The organism is Pseudomonas sp. W3I7 (genome assembly GCF_030816095.1).
In the GTDB taxonomy this organism is placed as follows: Bacteria; Pseudomonadota; Gammaproteobacteria; order Pseudomonadales; family Pseudomonadaceae; genus Aquipseudomonas; species Aquipseudomonas salomonii.
On record NZ_JAUSXP010000001.1, the window covers coordinates 2,653,849 to 2,671,666 of the forward strand.

General features: G+C 60.4%; 19 protein-coding genes, 1 tRNA gene and 1 pseudogene. 8 read left to right on the forward strand and 13 right to left on the reverse strand.

Annotated features, from left to right (window positions below):
• Nucleotides 1-11: 11 nt before the first annotated feature.
• The 6 genes and pseudogenes from QF043_RS30770 to QF043_RS12215 form a co-directional block, all read right to left on the reverse strand.
• On the reverse strand, nt 12-857 hold the full coding sequence (locus QF043_RS30770) for a methyl-accepting chemotaxis protein (protein WP_370589404.1): 846 nt from the start codon (nt 855-857) through the stop codon (nt 12-14).
• Between the two features lie 15 nt (nt 858-872).
• Nucleotides 873-2,006: pseudogene (locus tag QF043_RS30775) on the reverse strand (cache domain-containing protein); the annotation flags it as partial.
• Between the two features lie 177 nt (nt 2,007-2,183).
• Nucleotides 2,184-3,080, reverse strand: coding sequence for a calcium-binding protein (locus tag QF043_RS12205; protein WP_307418665.1), 897 nt, complete (start codon nt 3,078-3,080; stop codon nt 2,184-2,186).
• 184 nt (nt 3,081-3,264) lie between these two features.
• Nucleotides 3,265-3,399: a M91 family zinc metallopeptidase gene (locus QF043_RS30780; RefSeq protein ID WP_373460780.1), complete on the reverse strand. Its 135-nt coding sequence runs from the start codon at nt 3,397-3,399 to the stop codon at nt 3,265-3,267.
• Nucleotides 3,400-3,603: 204 nt separating this feature from the next.
• Nucleotides 3,604-5,154 carry a M91 family zinc metallopeptidase gene (locus QF043_RS12210; protein ID WP_307418666.1) on the reverse strand — a complete coding sequence of 517 codons (1,551 nt, stop codon included), beginning with the start codon at nt 5,152-5,154 and terminating at the stop codon, nt 3,604-3,606.
• Between the two features lie 158 nt (nt 5,155-5,312).
• Nucleotides 5,313-6,224 carry an AraC family transcriptional regulator gene (locus tag QF043_RS12215; protein ID WP_307418667.1) on the reverse strand — a complete coding sequence of 304 codons (912 nt, stop codon included), beginning with the start codon at nt 6,222-6,224 and terminating at the stop codon, nt 5,313-5,315.
• A 102-nt stretch (nt 6,225-6,326) separates the two neighbouring features.
• On the opposite strand from QF043_RS12215, the gene QF043_RS12220 reads away from it, so the two are divergent.
• Genes QF043_RS12220 through QF043_RS12240 form a run of 5 tightly spaced genes read left to right on the forward strand, consistent with a single transcriptional unit; the run spans nt 6,327 to nt 10,731 of the window.
• Nucleotides 6,327-6,887 carry a carboxymuconolactone decarboxylase family protein gene (locus QF043_RS12220; protein ID WP_307418668.1) on the forward strand — a complete coding sequence of 187 codons (561 nt, stop codon included), beginning with the start codon at nt 6,327-6,329 and terminating at the stop codon, nt 6,885-6,887.
• A 38-nt stretch (nt 6,888-6,925) separates the two neighbouring features.
• Complete coding sequence (locus QF043_RS12225) at nt 6,926-7,987, forward strand: acyl-CoA dehydrogenase family protein (RefSeq protein WP_307418669.1); 1,062 nt, start codon at nt 6,926-6,928, stop codon at nt 7,985-7,987.
• On the forward strand, nt 7,984-8,787 hold the full coding sequence (locus tag QF043_RS12230; RefSeq protein WP_307418670.1) for an ABC transporter ATP-binding protein: 804 nt from the start codon (nt 7,984-7,986) through the stop codon (nt 8,785-8,787). Before QF043_RS12225 ends, QF043_RS12230 begins: the two co-directional genes overlap by 4 nt.
• Entirely contained in the window at nt 8,774-9,973 is a 1,200-nt protein-coding gene (locus QF043_RS12235; RefSeq protein WP_307418672.1) for an ABC transporter substrate-binding protein, read from the forward strand. Before QF043_RS12230 ends, QF043_RS12235 begins: the two co-directional genes overlap by 14 nt.
• A complete protein-coding gene (locus tag QF043_RS12240; protein ID WP_307418673.1) occupies nt 9,970-10,731 on the forward strand; it encodes an ABC transporter permease in 762 nt (253 codons plus the stop codon). Before QF043_RS12235 ends, QF043_RS12240 begins: the two co-directional genes overlap by 4 nt.
• A gap of 48 nt (nt 10,732-10,779) precedes the next feature.
• Here the strand turns inward: QF043_RS12240 and QF043_RS12245 are convergent, their stop codons facing one another.
• Entirely contained in the window at nt 10,780-10,917 is a 138-nt protein-coding gene (locus QF043_RS12245; RefSeq protein ID WP_162843025.1) for a hypothetical protein, read from the reverse strand.
• 172 nt (nt 10,918-11,089) lie between these two features.
• Here QF043_RS12245 and QF043_RS12250 point away from each other — a divergent pair, with 172 nt between their 5' ends.
• Nucleotides 11,090-11,284 carry a hypothetical protein gene (locus tag QF043_RS12250; RefSeq protein ID WP_065931559.1) on the forward strand — a complete coding sequence of 65 codons (195 nt, stop codon included), beginning with the start codon at nt 11,090-11,092 and terminating at the stop codon, nt 11,282-11,284.
• Between the two features lie 27 nt (nt 11,285-11,311).
• Here the strand turns inward: QF043_RS12250 and QF043_RS12255 are convergent, their stop codons facing one another.
• Complete coding sequence (locus QF043_RS12255; protein WP_056860132.1) at nt 11,312-11,689, reverse strand: hypothetical protein; 378 nt, start codon at nt 11,687-11,689, stop codon at nt 11,312-11,314.
• Between the two features lie 239 nt (nt 11,690-11,928).
• Between QF043_RS12255 and QF043_RS12260 the strand changes: the two genes are divergently transcribed.
• Together QF043_RS12260 and QF043_RS12265 are read left to right on the forward strand one after the other, a co-directional pair.
• Entirely contained in the window at nt 11,929-14,211 is a 2,283-nt protein-coding gene (locus QF043_RS12260; protein ID WP_307418675.1) for an acylase, read from the forward strand.
• A 212-nt stretch (nt 14,212-14,423) separates the two neighbouring features.
• Nucleotides 14,424-14,497: transfer RNA gene (locus QF043_RS12265), tRNA-Cys, on the forward strand.
• A gap of 100 nt (nt 14,498-14,597) precedes the next feature.
• Here the strand turns inward: QF043_RS12265 and QF043_RS12270 are convergent.
• From QF043_RS12270 to QF043_RS12290, 5 genes are all read right to left on the reverse strand, one after another.
• Nucleotides 14,598-15,647 (reverse strand): tyrosine-type recombinase/integrase, encoded by a 1,050-nt coding sequence (locus tag QF043_RS12270; protein WP_307418676.1) that lies wholly within the window; start codon nt 15,645-15,647, stop codon nt 14,598-14,600.
• Nucleotide 15,648: 1 nt separating this feature from the next.
• Nucleotides 15,649-15,891, reverse strand: coding sequence for a DUF4224 domain-containing protein (locus QF043_RS12275; protein WP_307418677.1), 243 nt, complete (start codon nt 15,889-15,891; stop codon nt 15,649-15,651).
• A gap of 123 nt (nt 15,892-16,014) precedes the next feature.
• Nucleotides 16,015-16,761, reverse strand: a complete 747-nt coding sequence (locus QF043_RS12280) for a hypothetical protein (protein ID WP_307418678.1) — start codon at nt 16,759-16,761, stop codon at nt 16,015-16,017.
• A complete protein-coding gene (locus QF043_RS12285) occupies nt 16,758-17,003 on the reverse strand; it encodes a hypothetical protein (protein ID WP_307418679.1) in 246 nt (81 codons plus the stop codon). The genes QF043_RS12280 and QF043_RS12285 overlap by 4 nt, the downstream gene beginning before the upstream one ends.
• Nucleotides 17,004-17,052: 49 nt before the next feature.
• Nucleotides 17,053-17,730 carry a hypothetical protein gene (locus tag QF043_RS12290; protein ID WP_307418680.1) on the reverse strand — a complete coding sequence of 226 codons (678 nt, stop codon included), beginning with the start codon at nt 17,728-17,730 and terminating at the stop codon, nt 17,053-17,055.
• Nucleotides 17,731-17,818: the final 88 nt, after the last annotated feature.

Genomic DNA, 17,818 nt, shown 5'->3' on the forward strand with positions numbered 1-17,818 from the left:
TCAGTCTTTTATCAACGCACCTTGAAGCGCCCCATCAATGCAATGACCCGGCCATTGGCATCCAACAGGCTCTGGGTGTTGGTTTGCGTGGCGTGGCCACTTTCTACCAACTCATCGACCATCTGTCGGATCTGCACCATGCTGCGGTTGATCTCCTCGGTCACCGCGCTTTGCTGCTCGGCCGCCGTGGCGATCTGGGTGCTGAGGTTATTGATATGGCTGACGGAGCCGGCCATCTCGTCCAGCCCGGTGTTCACCCGTGCCGTGGCGTCGGCCGCCGACTGGCAACTGGCCTGGGTGTTTTCCATGGCCGCCACCGACGAACTCACGCCGGTAGTCAGGCGTGCGAGCATCTCGTTGATCTGCGAGGTGCTGGCCTGGGTGCGCGCCGCCAATGCCCGAACCTCATCGGCCACCACCGCAAAACCACGGCCTTGCTCGCCGGCCCGCGCCGCTTCAATCGCCGCGTTGAGGGCCAGCAGGTTGGTCTGGCCGGCAATCGCGCCGATTACCCCGAGGGTCTCGGTGATGCGTGCAGCGTCCTGGCGCATGGCCTCCACGGTGTGGGTGGCGCTGGCGACTTCGCCGATCAAGGCGCTGACACTGGTGGACGCTTCGCCCACCACCACGCGGGAGCGGTCGGCGTGCTCGTTGGCGCGCTGGGTGAACGAGGCGGTTTCCGCCGCGTTTTGCGCGACGGTGTCGGCAGTCGAGCTCATTTGCGTGATGGCGGTGACGGTCTGGTCGGTCTCCGAGGCGTGGCGCACCAGGATCTGGTTGGTGTGGGCCGATGTCTGCTGCAGTTGCGCCAGGCTCGACGACATTGCGCCCGTGGCTTGGGTCACTTCACCAATCATGTTCTGCAAGTAGACGATAAAGTGGTTGACCGAATGGCCGATGGCGCCCAGTTCGTCTTCGGCGCGAATGGTGATGCGCCGCGTCAGGTCGGCATCGCCGGCGGACAAGGCATCGATATTGGTCTTCAGTGATCGCATGCGCTGCACCAGTTGGCGGATCGCATACGCGGCCAGCAGCACCAGCAGCAACACCATGGGGATTTGTATCAGGGCCAGGCTGCCGAGCACGTCATCGCGTTGGGCGGTGATCAACGAGGTGGGCAGGGCGGTGGCGAGGAACCACGGCGTGCCCTCGATCGGGCGCAGGTAGAAGGTGCTGGCCACGCCCTGGTTGTCGAACTCGGCGCGTACAAGCCCTTGGTCGCGGTGGGCCAGGGCTTTACTCACCTGGGCGGCAAACGCCGAGGTACCGACCAGTTCGCTGATGTTCTTCAACACCACCGGGCCGCTGATGCGCGAACTGTTGCTGATGATCTTGCCGTCGCCTTCGACGATCAGCATCTGGCCGCCGATGTCTTTTTCCTTGCTGGCCACCAGCTCATTGAAGAACCCCAGGGTTACGTCAATGGTGGCCACGCCATAGGCTGCGCCATCGCGCTGAATGGCCATGGCACAGTTGGTGCGTGGCTCCTGGCTGGCGTCGTCCTTGTAGGCGGCGGCCCAGGCGCACTGGCCGCGTGGCGAGGCGAGGCCGCCTTTGTACCAGCTCTGGTCGTAGTAGTTGGGCGCAGCGTCGCTGTTCCAGAACGTGTTGACCGCCAACTTGCCCGAAGCATCGCGGTGCCAGAAGGTACTGAACTTGTTGCGCCCAGGCGCGCGCTGGTTGGGCAGTGGCCAGATACCGCCGCCGAAGACTTTCAGCTCGCCATACTGGTCCACCAGGCCGGGCAGCACCTTGTCGATGGCATCGCTGTCGAGCAGGGGAATGGTTTGGGTGATGCTGCGTTGTTGGGCTTGAACCTTGTTCAGTTCGCCCTGGATGCGCTCAGCCACTTCGGCGACGCGGTTGAGCACCACCTGTTCTTCGGTATGGCGCAGCGTGGGGGCCACCAACTGGCCGATCCCGACGACGGTCAACACCAATATCAGCAGGACGAACAGCACCAGAAACAGGGTGTAGCGGGTTTGGATAGAGCGCAGTGGAGGCATGGGGGTCGTCCTTACGAAGCGTTATTATCGACGCGGCTTTGTTAGAGCTTCGTAGGGCTATCGGCTTGGGGAGGAGGAGCTTTAGGTACGATGGTGCGAAGTTGTTGGGTGAGTGGCGACCCTGCTGGCGTTTGCTGCGCAAGGTCACCGAAGGTAGGCGCGGTCAGCCGAACAAATCTATTGGCCAGCGTTGCCCGGCTTCACCTCAGTAAACGTTGAACCTTGGGTGCGGTCGAACTGATCATTGGCCCCGGCGACAATGCTGTCCTGGCTCGAGTTATGCAGGATGCGGTCGTTACCCTCGCCGGTAAAAAAGTGCGTGCGGTCATAGCCCCACAAGCGGTCATCACCGTTGCCGCCATGCAGATAATTGTCTCCGCTACCGGCCATGAGTGTGTCGTTGCCATCGCCACCCTCCAGCTTGCTCCATTTGTGCGCATCGCTGAACCCGGCCTCGAGAACATCGTCACCCTCGTCGCCGGTCAGGACGCTATTGCCGGTGCCACCGTAGAGCCTGTCATCTCCTTCGTTACCTTCTGCATAGCCAAAATTACTGCCGAGCCGCAGGGTGTCGTTACCGCGTTGCCCGCGCAGGCCGGTAACGCCTCCGCCGGCCTGGAGCGTGTCGTTGCCATCGCCACCCTCAATGAGCACGTAATGCTTGACGTCATCATCGATGATAACCCTGTCATCACCGCCATTTGTTTTGATGAACAGGCTGTTGTTCAAGCTTTGTTGTGGCGGGATATCAACCACATACGACTGGCCATTAACGATGAACTGCAATTTGTCCCCTGGCCAGCTGCGCACGCGGAGGGTGTCGGCGTCGTTGCCCGTTTCCACCAGCAGTCGATTGGCAACAATCTTCGGTTTATCGGGGTACGCCGTGCTCCAGGTGATTTCCCGGCTAAAGGTCACATTGCCTTTTTGGAGCAGAACGTGTGTCCTGACCTCGCGCGCGCCTGGTGCCAGGTCGGCGGGTGGATCATAGGGTGAAGCTTTGGGCTTGACCGGCTCGACGCTTGGCACAAGGTGACGCGCGGTTGCTGGGGCGTGAGCGTAGGGAGAGAGCATGGTGATGTCCTTCTCGATGACCAGGGTATAAACCTGACAGCATGTCAGGGCTCCTTTTACGTGGGCGATCGATGCAAGAGCGTTCCTGGCAACCGCGCAGAGCTTGCGACAGGATATGTCGTTCGCGCCTTGATGCCCTCAAGCGCCACCTGGCCTATGCCCGGTGACGATCTACCGTAGAGGGTCAGACCAGGTAGCTCTTGCGTAAAGGCCGGCCCATTTCACGGTGCATTCCGTTTTCCGTGAAGTGTTCGGGATTGATGGTGGTGGGCGGGGTAGAGGGGTCGTTGTCGAAATCAAACGGTTGCTGCGCAGGAATTCGAAGTCGTCATCTACTCGTTGCTTGAATTCAGCATCACCACTGACTGGTGCGTGTTCATGCGGTTGCCAGACTGCGGGGCGTAAGCGAGCGAGGTCGGAGTCATAGTTCCAATGTCTGTGGTTATGGACTCGTTATGTGGATTTAACCAGCAACACAGTTCCGTTTCTCACAGACGATGGTAAGCAAACCGTCTTCAGCTAGCTACTGGCCGATGCCTTGATCGCTGAAATCAATATGTTTGGTTTTTCTTAACGGTTTGCCCATTTCCTCATTGAGACCGTTCTCCGTGAACGGTTTCGGATTAATCGTACTGGGGGGCGTCAAGGGGTTGTTATCCAGGTCAAAGGGTTGCGCATCGCTGGGTAGGCCGATGGCTTGATACTCCTCATTAGGTACTGGTTCCGATTCGCCGGATTCCAGTTGCTCGTTGGTCGCGCCAGGCAGGAATGTGCCGGTGGCGCCATTGTAGGCATGTGCAATTTCATGAAAGAGGGTAGTTACGGGGACGATTGTATTGGTGCGGTCAGCCGTTTCGAGTACCGAGTGGCGGTCGTAGAAGATCGATGCACGATCGGCGCGGGCACCGGGCGCGCCATTATTGATGGTCCCATGCAGCGGGTTGTCTTCCTCTTCCTCTTCTTCATCCCCTGGTGGCAAGTTATCCAGTGTGGTGCTACCGAATAAGTACCCGTGATTGCCGGCAGAGACCGGCTTGATGGTTATCTTGCCTGCATTCAATTGGGCCAAGTCATCCAGGGTGGCGAGGGCCTGCTGGCCCAGAGGCGAGCTGCGCAGAAACTCCAAGTCATCGGTGACGCGTTGTCGAAAATCCCGGTCACCTTGCACCGTGAAAGCTTGCTCACCGGCGCTGCTGGGTTTCACCTCGACGAACGTCGAACCCACCTTACGGTTGAACTTGTCATTGGCTGCGGCATAAATGAGGTCGTGGCGCTGATTGTTCTTGATGCGGTCATCGCCTTTACCGGTATAGAAGGTGGTGCGATCCAAACCCACTAAGCGATCATTACCGTTGCCGCCATGTAACACACTGTGCCCGCTGCCCGCCTTGAGCACATCTTTGCCGTTGCCGCCGTCCAGGTAACTCTGTTTGGTTGCGGGGCCGGCACCGGCGTCGAGTTCATCTCTACCATCATTGCCGTACATCACGGCGTTGCCTGTCCCGCCGGTGATCGTATCGTTGCCGGCATTGCCTTCGGCGTAACCCAGGCCGCTTCCCAGCTGCAGGGTATCTGCGCCGCGTCCGCCATAAAGCCTGGTTCTGCCGCCGCCCGCCTGGATGAAATCCTTGCCATCGCCGCCTTCCACATCCAAAGACAGTTTGACTTGGTCCTCGACTATGACCGTGTCGTTGCCGCCGTGGGTTTTGATCCAAAGGGTCTGTTCGAAGTCCGGATGATCGACGGTGTCGAAGTTATAGTATTTGCCGTTGATCGAGATGTGCGTCTTCCCGTCAGGTCCATTGCCCACGTGAACATGGTCTGCCTCATCACCGGTTTCCACGAGAAGCCTGTTTTGCGCAATCGTTGGCGATTTTGGATCTGACGCATCCCAATCAATTACCCGGCTTATCTTGATGTTGCCGTCGACATGCAGTGTATGTGTTCTACGGTTAACCCCGCCTTGGGTGAGATCGGACGGCGGAATATAGGGGGACGGCGTGGCGATATCGTGCGCTGCCGTGAGGGTGCTCGGTGTGTAAGTGGAGGGGGAATTACCGTGCACTGATAGCATTCGGGCGTCCTTACATTAGGTGGCTGGCATAGCCCCTATGTTGAGGATTGAGCTGAAAGCGTTCCCGGACGCTCATAGGGTTTACTAATACGGCATGTGTTGAGCAACACATTTCCATTTCTGACAGCCGCGAGCACGCATAGCGACATTCCGGTTGCTTAATTCTGCAATTGACCTTTGCGATAAGCCCCAGGCTGCTGGCCGGTGGTCTTGTGAAACGCCCGGGTAAACGCCGCCACCGACTGATAACCCACGGCCAGCGACACATCCGCCACGGTCATGTTTTCTTTGAACAGACGGCACGCATGGCGCATGCGCATCATCAACAGCACGTGCCCCGGCGATTGCCCGCACAGCTCGCTGAAGCGTTTGAAGAAGGCCGAGCGCGACAAGCCGGTGCAGGCGGCCATGCTTTCCAGGGTCCATGGGTCTGCCGGGCGGGCGATCAATTGCTCCAACAGTTCGGTGAACGCCGGTTGCCGGCCCAGCGCTGCCAAGCCGCCCAGTTCGGGGTTATCGATGACCTGCTGACGCAACACATACAGAAACAACAAATGGCACAGACGTTCAAGCAGTGCCGAGGAGGGCGCCGGGACGCGCTCGCACTCTTGCAGGATCAATTCGAACAGATTGCGCGCAGCGGTCAGCGATGGGTCGCCGGCGCGCAGGATGATCCAGGCGGGCAAGCCGTCGACGATCATTGCCGACAAACCGGAATGGAAGTGAAAAAAGCCGCAGACCAGGCCCACGCCATCGTCGGCGTTGCTGTCCAGTGCCAGCATCGGTCGGCGTGGGCATTCCTGCGCGGCCGCCGCCGTAGCCTCGCCGGACAGCCGATACTCAAGGTCACGCAGCAGAAATACCGCATCACCATTATTCAAGTGTAGGGGAAGGGGTTCGCCGTCAATATGCAACCAGCATTGGCCCTGCACAATCAGATGGAAACTCGCGCTGGCCAGCCCATGGGTGCTGGCGTGCCACGCGCCGCAATAGCGGCCGACATGGAACAGGCTGGTGTTGAGTTCGAGGCTGTCTAATAACCAATCAACGAGTGCACTGGACGAATTCATCTAACGGAAAGACTCTAGAGCAAGTAATCGCTACTTTAGCCTATTGAGGCGTTTTTTTATAACCAACAGACTTAGGTGATGAACCCATCAGGAGACCACTCCATGTCCCGTGTACCGTTGCTCACCCCCGAAACCGCCCCGGAAGCGGCCAAGCCCTTCCTGGAAAACGCCCTCAAAGGCTCGGGTTTCATCCCTAATCTGCTCGGCGTGTTGGCCAATGCACCGGCGGCGCTGGAAACCTACATCACCGTGTCCGGGCTCAACGCCAAGTCGGAGCTGAGCCTGGCCGACCGCGAAGTGGTGCAGTTGATTGCCGCCACCACCCACGGCTGCGATTTCTGTGTGGCCGGCCACACCGCCGTGGCGCGCAATAAAGCCAAGCTGCCCGAAGACGTGATTGACGCCTTGCGCCAGCGCGGTGAATTGCCCAACGCCCGTTATGAGACACTTGCCGCTTTCACCCGCGAAGTGATCGCCACCCGTGGCGATGTCAGCGACGCGGGTTTTGAAGCGTTCCGCGCCGCCGGCTATACCGATGGCCAGGCGCTGGAAGTTATTTTGGGCGTCAGCCTGGCAACCCTGTGCAACTTCGCTAACGTGTTTGCCCGTACCCCGCTGAACCCGGAACTGGCGCAATACCGTTGGGAAAAACCGGCAAGCTGAATCGGCGATGGTCCACCTGCTGTAAAAAGGAGAATTGAATGCTTGACCCAATCTTGAGCCGTTGGCTCGATGTTCAAGCGCAGGCCCTGGATGTGGGCAGTTGCGATCCACAGGAAGTGCTGCCACGGCTGGCAGAGTCAAATGTATTAAGCATCGGCGTGCCCAAGGCGCTGGGCGGGCTGGGCGGTGATGTGACCGGCGCGGTAGAAGCCATCGCCAACGTGGCCAGCCATTCCCTGGCGGCGGCGTTTGTGTGCTGGGGCCAGCGGTCTTTTATCGAGTATTTGTTGCAGAGCCCCAATGAGCGGTTGCGCGAGCAACTGCTGCCGGACTTGCTCAGCGGCAAGCTGGCCGGGGCCACCGGGCTGTCGAACGCGATGAAGTTTTTGTCCGGCATCGAAACCCTGCAAATCAGCGCGCAGCCGACCGATGATGGCTGGACCCTCAACGGTCGCCTGCACTGGGTGACCAACCTGCGCAAGAACGGTTTTGTTGCGGCGGCGGCGATCGAGCATGCCGGCGGCGGCGCGCCGTTTATCCTGGCGATTCCGGATTCGGTCGCAGGCCTGCAGCGTTCGCGTGACCTGGAGCTGATGGGCCTGCAATCGAGCAACACGGCGGCCCTGGGCCTGGAAGGCGTGGAGCTGAGCCGCGACTGGTTGCTGCATGAAGATGCGCGCAAGTTTCTGCCGGCGGTGCGCCCGGCGTTCCTGGGCTTGCAGTGCGGCATGTCCATCGGTCTGGCGCGACGCTCCCTGGCGGAAGTCGCCAACCACCTCGGCGCCTCACGCACGGTGCTGCGTGACGAGCTCGAAGCCCTGCGGGTAACCCTGGATCATCTGGTCACAGAACTGAAAAGCGGCCTGCTCGCCGGGCGTTTCGCCGCCGAGCCGGTGCCTTTGTTCAAACTGCGTATCGCCCTTGCCGAAACCGCCGCCGGCGCGGTGCAGCTGGAACTGCAAGCCAGCGGCGGCAAGGCCTACCTTACCGCCCATGGCAGCGGCTTTGCGCGGCGCTGGCGCGAGTCGGCCTTTGTGCCGATCGTGACGCCCAGCCTGGTGCAACTGCGCACCGAGCTGCACCGTCAGGCCAACCTATGAGTCAGGCGGTATTGAACGCCCAGGGCATTTGCCTGGGCTATGCCAGCGGGCCGGTGTTGCAAGGCTTTGACTTGCAATTGCAGGCGGGTGAAGTGGTGTCGATCCTCGGCCCCAGCGGCGTGGGTAAATCCAGTTTGCTGCGGGTGCTTGCCGGTTTGCAGGCGCCCCAGGGCGGTAGCGTACAGGTGCTGGGCGAGCCACTGGCCGGGCCGCATCCACGGGTGGCAGTGGCGTTTCAAGACCCCAGCCTGTTGCCCTGGCTGAACCTGGAAAAGAACGTCGCCTTCGGCCTGGATTTCGCCCGTCAGCCGCACTTGAGCCCTGAGGAGCGCCGCCAGCGCGTCGACCACGCCATTGCGGCGGTCGGCCTGGAACATGCGCGTCAGCAGTTTCCAGCGCAGTTGTCCGGCGGCATGGCCCAGCGCACCGCGTTGGCCCGTTGCCTGGCCCGCCAGCCGCAGGTGTTGCTGCTGGACGAGCCGTTCGGCGCGCTGGATGAAGTCACCCGCGCCGACATGCAGCACCTGCTGCTCAAGGTCAACCGTGAGCAAGGGTCGGCGGCGGTGTTGATCACCCACGACATTGACGAAGCGCTGCTGCTGTCCGACCGCATCCTGCTACTGGGCAACCGCCCGGCGCGGACCTTGGGCGAATGGCGCATCGAGTTGCCGCAACCCCGCGACGAGCAGGTTGAAGCCATCGGCGCGTTGCGTATCGAGATTCTGAAAACCTTACGGCAGGCGAGCCGCCCTCAACCCAACCCCCTTGACCAACAGGAGTTTTCACATGTGTCTGGATGACCTCACGCACTCGCGCCGTGACTTTCTCAAACTCTCGGCGGTGCTCAGTGCCGCCGGTGCCTTGCCGTTGCTCAGCAGCCTGCAGGCCCGCGCCGCCAGTGAGCCGGACGCACCGGTGCGCATCGGCTATTTGCCGATCACCGACGCCACGCCCTTGCTGGTCGCGCATAACAACGGCTTGTTCGAGGCCGAAGGCATCAAGGCCGAGCGCCCGGTGCTGTTGCGCAGTTGGGCGCAAGTCATCGAGGCGTTTATCTCCGGGCAGGTCAACGTGATTCACCTGCTGTCGCCAATGACGGTTTGGGCGCGCTACGGCAGTAAGGTGCCGGCCAAGGTCGTGGCCTGGAACCATGTCGGCGGTTCGGGCCTGACGGTTTCGCCGGGCATTACCGAGGTGAAGCAACTGGGCGGCAAGTCGGTGGCGATTCCGTTCTGGTACTCGATCCACAACGTGGTGGTGCAGCAACTGTTCCGCGACAACGGCCTTACGCCCGTGGCGCGTGCCGCCGGTGCTGCGATTGCGGCCAATGAGGTCAACCTGATCGTGTTGCCGCCGTCGGATATGCCGCCGGCCCTGGCCAGCAAACGCATCGATGGCTATATCGTCGCCGAGCCGTTCAACGCCCTGGCAGAGAACCTCAAGGTCGGCCGCGTGCAGCGCTTTACCGGCGATGTGTGGCGCAACCACGCGTGCTGCGTGGTGTTCATGCATGAGCATGACTTGACCAACCGCCCGGAGTGGTCGCAGAAGGTGGTCAACGCCATCGTCAAGGCGCAGGTGTGGACCCGTGATAACCGCGAAGAGGCGGTCAAGCTCTTGTCCAAAGACGGCTCTAACCGCTACACCCCGCACGCCGAGCCGGTGTTGAGCAAGGTGTTGGCCCCGGCCGCCGCCGACCGTGCCGCGTACCTGGCCGACGGCGCGATCCAGCACGCCAATTGGGACGAGCATCGCATCGACTTCCAACCGTACCCATTCCCCAGCTACACCGAGGAGTTGGTGCGGCGCCTGAAGGACACTTTGATCGAAGGCGACAAAAAATTCCTCGCCGACCTCGACCCTGCCTTCGTGGCCAAGGACCTGGTGGACGACCGCTTTGTGCGCAATGCCATCGAATCCGTGGGCGGCATGAAGACCTTCGGTTTGCCCGACGGTTATGAACGGCACGAGGAGATCGGCGTTTGAACAACGGCAGAATCCCTGGCTGGTGGCTGGGGGTGAGTGGCTTGGCGGGGTTGTTGCTGCTGTGGTGGTTGGGCGTGAAGGTGTTTGGCGACGCCGAGGGTTTATCGGCGCGCTTTTCGCTGGCGGCAACCGCGAGCAGCTTGTGGGAATTGCTGGGGCGCAGCGAGCTGTACCTGCACATCGCGGTGAGCCTGAAGCGCATATTCGTTGGGCTGTTTCTGGCGCTGTTGGTCGGTGTGCCGTTGGGGCTGCTGGTGGGCAGTTCGCGCAACCTGGAGGCGGCCACCACACCGGCGTTCCAGTTTCTGCGGATGATATCGCCACTGTCCTGGATGCCCATTGTGGTGATGCTGATGGGCGTGGGCGACCAGCCCATCTACTTCCTGCTGGCGTTTGCCGCGGTGTGGCCGATCATGCTCAACACCGCCGCCGGCGTACGCCAGTTGGACCCGCGCTGGTTGCAGCTGAGTAAAAGCCTGAGCGCCACGCGCTGGGAAACCCTGCGACGGGTGATCATTCCCGGCGTCGTCGGGCATGTGCTGACCGGCGTGCGCCTGGCCATCGGCATTTTGTGGATCGTGCTGGTGCCGTGCGAGATGCTTGGGGTCAGCGCGGGGCTCGGCTATTACATCCTCGACACCCGCGATCGGCTGGCGTATTCGGAGTTGATGGCGATGGTGGTGGTGATCGGGCTGCTGGGGTTTGCGCTGGATGCGTTTGCGCGGTGGTTGCATCAGCGCTGGGTGCATGCGGGTTGAATGGCGCGCCTCTCGTTCTCCATCCTGGAAAGCGAGAGGCGCCCGGTGTCAGCGACGTTCGTAGCCAGGGCCGCCATCGTAGCGGTGGTCGTGCCAGCCGCCACCGCCGCCGCGTGGGAAAAAGAAGCAGCCGCTCATGGTCAGCATGATCAGCAATGGAATCAGCAATGTGATTCGACGGAGCATTTTCAAATCCTCTAAAGTACCGACAGGTTCAATCAGGCGCGGAACAAGCCAAAATTTCTCAGCGCCTGTAACATATGACCCTGCCGAACCCGTGCCATCCCCGTAACCGGGTATGTGCTTGGCATGCGCGGCGGTACAAAGTGGATACATTCTTAAGGTTCAGGAACCCGTCATGACCCAAAAGCAACGTTTGAAATATTCGATTCTGATCGCCCTGGCAGTACTGGCGTCGATGTTTGGCCTGTCTTACCTGCAGAACACCGGCGTGATCAGCGAAAAAACGTTCCAGTACCTCGCGATTGCGATTGCCGTAGTGGTGGTGGTGATCAACGGCATCATGCGGCGCAAGGTCAAACCTCACTTCTGATGCCTGCTGGAGCGCCAGGCAAAAGCGTCAGGCGCGACCGTCCAGCACTTTGGCAGCCTCTGCATGGAGGCTGTAGCTTTTATCGGCATTGAGGGTGATCACGCCCTCGCTGCACAGGCGCTTGAGCACCTCACGCACGCTGAGAAACGACAGCGGGATGCCCAGCTCCAGCAAATGGCTGTGCACGCCGCGCACGCCCAGTGTGCGCTGGTTGTCGGCGGCGGTGAGCAGGGCGTCAATGACCTTCAGCCGGATCAGGCTGGTGCGCAAACCGAAGCACTTGAGCAAATGGCGGATACGCTGGTTGCCGTGCTCCGGCGCCTTGCCGAACGCTTGTGCGCCGCCGCCGTAATTGGCATCGGCAGCCGGTGAATGTCCATCCGTGGGCGGTTGCGGGTTGTACATGCAAAAAACTCCTTATCAGAGCCTGATCAGGAAAATGATGGCGCTCTTATTTGAATAAGACGAACGAGCGAGCGAAATCATGAAGTCCCGGATGTAGAAATTTTGTCGGTATCCGCTTTGTCACACTTCAACCGCCTTTGAAAAACACCCGCTGTGGCTAAATTATTCCCGGTTGCCTGCGTTCTTACGGTGGGGTCGTTGCCCCTTGTAAGGGTGTTCAATTTGACTGTGGAGCTTGCGTGATTATTTCCAACCGGTTGTCCAAGGCGTGCGTGGCAGGGCTGTTGCTGGGGCTGAGCCTGAGCGCTTCAGCGCGTGAACAGGTGACACAGGCTGCTGCAGATATTCGTCGCACCAGCTTCGGCGTGCCGCACATCCGCGCCAATGATGAGCGCGGCCTGGGCTACGGTATTGGTTACGCCTATGCGCAAGACAACCTGTGCCTGCTGGCCAATGAAGTGGTCACGGTGAACGGCGAGCGCGCGCGGTTTTTCGGCCCGGACCAGGCGACTCTCGAAGAGCGCAACAACCTGGCCAGTGATGTGTTTTTCAAGTGGCTGAACACGCCCCAGGCGGTAGCTGCATTCTGGAAGGCGCAAACCCCGCAGATGCAGCAGCGCATCGAAGGCTATGTCGCCGGCTACAACCGTTATCTGAAAGAGCAGGGCGCGCCGACCCAGTGCCACGCCACGTGGGTGCGCCCACTGGTAGCGGAAGACCTGGTCAAGCTGACGCGCAGGCTGCTGGTGGAAGGCGGTGTCGGCCAGTTCGCCGAAGCCCTGGTCGGCGCCACGCCGCCTAACGCCACTGCCGCTGTACCGCCGGACGTGAAGGCCTTTGAGCTGGCAGCAGCCAATCAGCAACGCTTCAGCCTCGACCGTGGCAGCAACGCCGTGGCCGTGGGCCGTGATCGTTCGTTTAATGGCCGTGGCATGCTGCTGGCCAATCCGCATTTCCCCTGGGTCGGTGGCATGCGTTTTTATGAGATGCACCTGACCATCCCCGGCCAACTGGACGTGATGGGCGCAGCACTGCCGGGTTTGCCGGTGATCAATATCGGCTTCAACCAGCACGTGGCGTGGACCCACACGGTGGACACGTCCAAGCATTTCACCCTGTATCGGCTGACCCTCGATCCCAAGGATTCCACGCGTTATCTGCTGGATGGGAAATCCATCGCTATGGAGCATCGTGCGGTGAAGGTCCAAGTCAAACAACCCGATGGCAGCCTCAAAGAGGTCACTCATACGGTCTACAGTTCGCAATTCGGCCCGGTGGTGCAATGGCCCGGCAAACTCGACTGGGACAGCCACTACGCTTTCAGCCTGCGCGACGCCAACCTGGGTAACGACCGCGTGTTGCAACAGTGGTACGCGATGAACCGCGCCACCAGCCTTAAAGAACTGCAAACCTCGGTGCACACCCTGCAAGGCATTCCGTGGGTCAACACCGTGGCCGCCGATGACCAGGGCCAGAGCCTTTACATGAACCTGTCGGTGGTGCCCAACGTCAGCGCGGCCAAACTGGCGCAATGCAGCGACCCACGCGCCGGCCTGCAAATGATCATGCTCGACGGCGCCCACAGCGCCTGCGCCTGGGAGGTTGACCCGCGTGCGGCGCAGCCCGGCATCTTCGCTGCCGACCAACTGCCGCAACTGCAGCGCACCGACTACGTGCAACACTCCAATGACTCGGCGTGGCTGGCCAACCCCAAGGCGCCACTCACCGGCTTCTCCCCGGTGATCAGCCAGGACCACATCGGCCTCGGCCCCCGCGCACGTTTTGCCGTGCAACGCCTGCAATCCCTGGAGAAGCAACCGATCAGCGTGGCCGACCTGCAAAACATGGTGATGGACAACGAGGTGTACCTCGCCGGCCAGGTCATGCCCGACCTGCTGGAGTTCTGCGCCAAACACCTGGGCGCCGACGCCGCCGCACTGCAACCTCTGTGCACCAGCCTGAAAGCCTGGGACCAACACGCCAACCTCCACAGCGGCATTGGCCTGGTGCACTTCATCAACCTGGTCGAACACCTGCAGCAAATCCCCGACGCCTGGCGCGTGCCTTTCGACGCGGCGCAGCCGTTGACCACACCCCGTGGCCTGGCGATCGACCGCGAAGAGGTGGCCAACGCCCTGCGCGAAGCCATGCTGGCCTCCAGTGCCGAGGTCAGTAAACTCAAGGGCACCAGCCGCTGGGGCGACATCCAGGTCAGCGGCCAAACCCCCATGCACGGCGGCCCGCAACAGCTGGGCATCTACAACGCCATGCAAACCGTGCCCCGCGCCGACGGCAAACGCGAAGTCGTCAGCGGCACCAGCTACCTGCAAATCGTCACCTTCGACGACCAAGGCCCCCAGGCACTCGGCGTGCTGGCATTCTCCGAATCCAGCAACCCTGCGTCCAAACACGCCAAGGACCAGACCCAAGCTTTCTCCGAGAAAAAACTGCGCGCGCTGCCCTTCACCGAAGCCCAGATCAAGGCCGACCCGCACTTTCAGCAGCAGCGCATCCAGGAGTAGGGCAGGCCCGCAACCCCTTGATGGCTATACGAAATATTTTTGAAATCAAGGGGTTGCAGGTGAAAGCAAATACGTACATAATGGCGCCCATCGAACGCAACGAAGCATTTAAAACTTCAATGTATTCAATGAGTTAGAGTAGAGGCAGGGTTTTATAGCCCACTCAAGTTTTTATGCGGTGAATGTCAGTAATCAGGGCATTGATCGTTTGAGGCCGAGTAGCAAAATGGTTATGCAGCGGATTGCAAATCCGCCTACGCCGGTTCGATTCCGACCTCGGCCTCCACTCTTGAAAGCCCCGTAGATTAACGTCTACGGGGTTTTTTATTGCCCGCGTGAAAGCGCAGGAGTTCCGAAACTTTAGGGGGTGGAGTTCCGAAACTATTTCATTTCGACGGCTGGGCGACCGCTCCGATGCGTCGATAGACACGCTTGGTGATCTCTTGTTCTGAGTGGCCAAGTAGCAAGCTTGCATCGGCGATATCTGTAATCTCGGACGCGGCTTTCGGGCGAATGTCTTTAAACTGGAACTGCCGGATCTTTTCCGCGTCGCCAGCTCGTCCTTCGCTTGCTGCCAGAGCCACAGCCGCTTCGCGGGCATCATCCCATCTGTTACGCAACATCTGCTGTGAGACTCGCATTCCCGTTTTGCTGAGCACAAAGTGCTGCGAGATGTGATGTTTGTTCCTGGCGGTGATGTCGTCGATAAGTAAACCCAGGCTGTTTTTTACCGAGTCAGTCTGCATCTGAATCCTCAATCGCTTGCTGGTCTTGCCTTGCTGGACTGTTAAGAAATCTCCCTCCACATCTCCCTTCTTCATCGCGATAACGTCTGCCGGCCGTTGGCCAGTCAAATATGCCAGGTCCATCGCATCTTTCAATTCCTGCGGAGCCTGCCCGTACACTGCCGCCCAGACCATGTCATTGGCGTAGTAGTCGCGCACCTTCTCTTTATTTTTGCGAACGCCTGCACAGGGGTTTTCCCGATCGGTGAAACCCCACTCTCGAGCCATGTTGAACACATGGGATAACAGCGCGATCTCTCTGTTGGCTCGAGTTTTCGCTGTGCGGGCGTCGCGATATTGCGCAACCATTGACGGGGTTATCGCGTCAATTGGCGCTCCCTCAAAACCTTTGCGCAGGTGTTTGAGTTCAGCTCTGTTATCTTTCTGCGTGCGCGGCGCCTTCTTCGGGATAATGTCCCGCTCGTACCTATCAAAAATCCCCTGCATGATTTTCAGATCTGCTGGCTTCGCCTTGGCTTCCAGTTCTGCCCATTTGAGCCTGGCCTTGTCGAGATCACCCCCCAACGGAAGTTCTTTTCCGTTCGCGTCCCTATAGTAATAACCAACCCACACAGTTCCGTTCTTGCGCGGGCGTTTGCGCCTGACCATCCCTGGCGGCAAGTCCCTGTTCTCTGTGTTACGGGGGCGCATATCAATTCACTCTGGAAAAATCAGGCGTCCAAGCCGGGCGTGCTGGCGGCGGGCTTGGATCTGTGATTGTGGCGTTGATCATGCCAAGCTTCATGCGCGCGAACATCCGGCCCACCAGAGGGCGGCCGCCACGGCTCTCGATGAATACCCAGTTTCGGTCTTTCAGCCATTTGCGCTGGTGAGCGCGCTGCTTGTAGCCGGTTAGGTCGGCGAGCTCGTCGTCCGACAGGATCTCTGCTTGCATGCCTACCTCCCGCTGCCCGCAGTGGGCGGCGCTGTGTTGATGATGTTCATGGGGTGTCCTTGCCGCGCTGGGCGTTAGAGGGTGGGCCTGCCGCTCACCGGCAGGCATGTACGTGGATTGGGGTTAGAGCAGTGCGCCTTGTTTCGGCGCCGGCTCTGGGGTTTGGTAGGTCCAGCGGGGCGGCGAATTGTGCGACTCGATGCGGCTCCGCATTACCAACGCGCGAGCCTCTTTAGTTGGCGGGGAGTAGGTTCCGCGCCAGGCTTGGTCAATTCCGATGTTCCTGCCGATGTTCGTGCTGTCAGCGCTTGAGAGGGGCAGGTGGCCGAAGATTGCCGGGTCAAGCATGCGCAAGCCGTGAAGCTTGCACATCGGCCTGCCGTCATCGTCGCAAACAATCCGCATCGCCTTTCCCATTTGCGCCCACCAGGCGACGCTGCCTGGCTGCGAGTAGTCGCCTGAACTGCCGATGCACACCTTTGGCCAACTGCTTGCCAGGCGCTCCAACCGATCAAGGCTTTCGTGCATGTGCCAGACAGGCGCACCAAACCATCGTGGCAGCGGCCATTCCTCAATCAGCGCGTCGTTTGCTTTCTCGTCCCCGTCGATGACGTCAGGTATTACCGCGAAGTCGCAGGCGGGGATCAGCTTTGCGTCGGCCGCCCAGCGGTAGAACGGCTGCCAATCGGTAACCGGCTTGCCTTGCTTCCAGGCGGAAAACGCTCCGTTGTCGATGGCAAACGACTGGCAAATTTGAGCCGCCAGTGCGAGTTGCCGAGGATCGCTGAAGCTCACGAAGGCGTGACCACCACCGATCGCTGCAGCGGCGGCTGTCTCTGGGGTTATCGGCAAGCCGTGGTAATGGATCATCCGCTAAGCCTCACTGTTTCGATCTCAACGCCCTGGTGCGTGGCAATGATGGTTTGATCGCCGCCCAGGGAATCGGCCAGGCTGTCGGCTATCTGTTCATGCCAGCCTTTCGTGATCAACGCTGTCGTCGCCTTGATGTGCTCGACGCGAATCATGGCGCTCGACCGCAACTCCAGCCGATAGAGGATCGTTTCGCCGACGGAAGGGCAGATAGCTGCGAAGGTGTGTCGATAGGTATTCATGGTCTCGGCCCCTTGTAGATGAAGACGTAGGCGAACCAGAGTGTGGCGATCATGGCGTCACCCGCTTGAACTCGACCACCCAGACCCACGGGCTTCCGCTCCAGTTGCCGCCGACGGAATCCCAAAGGCCAGAAAAGGCGTTCGCTGCCGTTGTTTGCAAGCCTGTCTTGCCATCGTCAGGCCCGATCATGTAGCCCGTGCAGATAGGCCATCCGTCATCAGGCCGGAAAGCAACGCCGACGACACCCTCTGCCAGCGCCTGCTCTTCGCTGATGTCCTGCAACCGCTCGATGCGCACGTCGGTGATATCCAGCAGGATGCGGCTGGCCCAGCGCGGCATGTGTATAGAGGGGCGGCCTTTCCCAGGCGCGATCATCGAGCATCCTGTCTGCCGGACGGCCCCATCTGCTGGGTACTGGATCGGCTCGCCTTGGCTCAGGTCTCGCGGCGCTACCGCATCAACCTGTGCGTCCGCCGCCCAGGTCTCGCGCACCCACAGCCGGTCACCGGGCTTGCCAAAGGGGCAGCAGCCGTTGACGAAGTGCTTGGTTACAGGCTTGCCGTAGCCGTCCTGGCCGTAATTGGAGTTACCTACGCAAAAATTGCCACTAACGTCGATATGCGGCTGAATCTTGATTGCCCGCCTGGTGGCCGTCTTCCGGCCTTCCAGGATGGCGCGCACCATCGGCGCCGAGAACAGGATCGGCCGTTCCTTTACTTGAGACATGAGTCGTCCTTGCCGCTATAGCGGCTATCAAATTCATAGAGGGGAGAGGTATCGTTGCCTCCTCAGATAGGGAGGTGCGATGTGGTCG

What these genes read in the sequence shown, in the direction of transcription:
- QF043_RS12225 (WP_307418669.1), top strand. Translation starts at nt 6,926, where the DNA reads ATGCTTGACCCAATCTTGAGCCGTTGGCTCGATGTTCAAGCGCAGGCC.
- QF043_RS12280 (WP_307418678.1), bottom strand. Translation starts at nt 16,761, where the DNA reads ATGATCCATTACCACGGCTTGCCGATAACCCCAGAGACAGCCGCCGCT.
- QF043_RS12230 (WP_307418670.1), top strand. Translation starts at nt 7,984, where the DNA reads ATGAGTCAGGCGGTATTGAACGCCCAGGGCATTTGCCTGGGCTATGCC.
- QF043_RS12235 (WP_307418672.1), top strand. Translation starts at nt 8,774, where the DNA reads ATGTGTCTGGATGACCTCACGCACTCGCGCCGTGACTTTCTCAAACTC.
- QF043_RS12275 (WP_307418677.1), bottom strand. Translation starts at nt 15,891, where the DNA reads ATGCAAGCAGAGATCCTGTCGGACGACGAGCTCGCCGACCTAACCGGC.
- QF043_RS12205 (WP_307418665.1), bottom strand. Translation starts at nt 3,080, where the DNA reads ATGCTCTCTCCCTACGCTCACGCCCCAGCAACCGCGCGTCACCTTGTG.
- QF043_RS12210 (WP_307418666.1), bottom strand. Translation starts at nt 5,154, where the DNA reads ATGCTATCAGTGCACGGTAATTCCCCCTCCACTTACACACCGAGCACC.
- QF043_RS12250 (WP_065931559.1), top strand. Translation starts at nt 11,090, where the DNA reads ATGACCCAAAAGCAACGTTTGAAATATTCGATTCTGATCGCCCTGGCA.
- QF043_RS30770 (WP_370589404.1), bottom strand. Translation starts at nt 857, where the DNA reads ATGATTGGTGAAGTGACCCAAGCCACGGGCGCAATGTCGTCGAGCCTG.
- QF043_RS12285 (WP_307418679.1), bottom strand. Translation starts at nt 17,003, where the DNA reads ATGAATACCTATCGACACACCTTCGCAGCTATCTGCCCTTCCGTCGGC.
- QF043_RS12290 (WP_307418680.1), bottom strand. Translation starts at nt 17,730, where the DNA reads ATGTCTCAAGTAAAGGAACGGCCGATCCTGTTCTCGGCGCCGATGGTG.
- QF043_RS12270 (WP_307418676.1), bottom strand. Translation starts at nt 15,647, where the DNA reads ATGCGCCCCCGTAACACAGAGAACAGGGACTTGCCGCCAGGGATGGTC.
- QF043_RS12220 (WP_307418668.1), top strand. Translation starts at nt 6,327, where the DNA reads ATGTCCCGTGTACCGTTGCTCACCCCCGAAACCGCCCCGGAAGCGGCC.
- QF043_RS12215 (WP_307418667.1), bottom strand. Translation starts at nt 6,224, where the DNA reads ATGAATTCGTCCAGTGCACTCGTTGATTGGTTATTAGACAGCCTCGAA.
- QF043_RS12245 (WP_162843025.1), bottom strand. Translation starts at nt 10,917, where the DNA reads ATGCTCCGTCGAATCACATTGCTGATTCCATTGCTGATCATGCTGACC.
- QF043_RS12255 (WP_056860132.1), bottom strand. Translation starts at nt 11,689, where the DNA reads ATGTACAACCCGCAACCGCCCACGGATGGACATTCACCGGCTGCCGAT.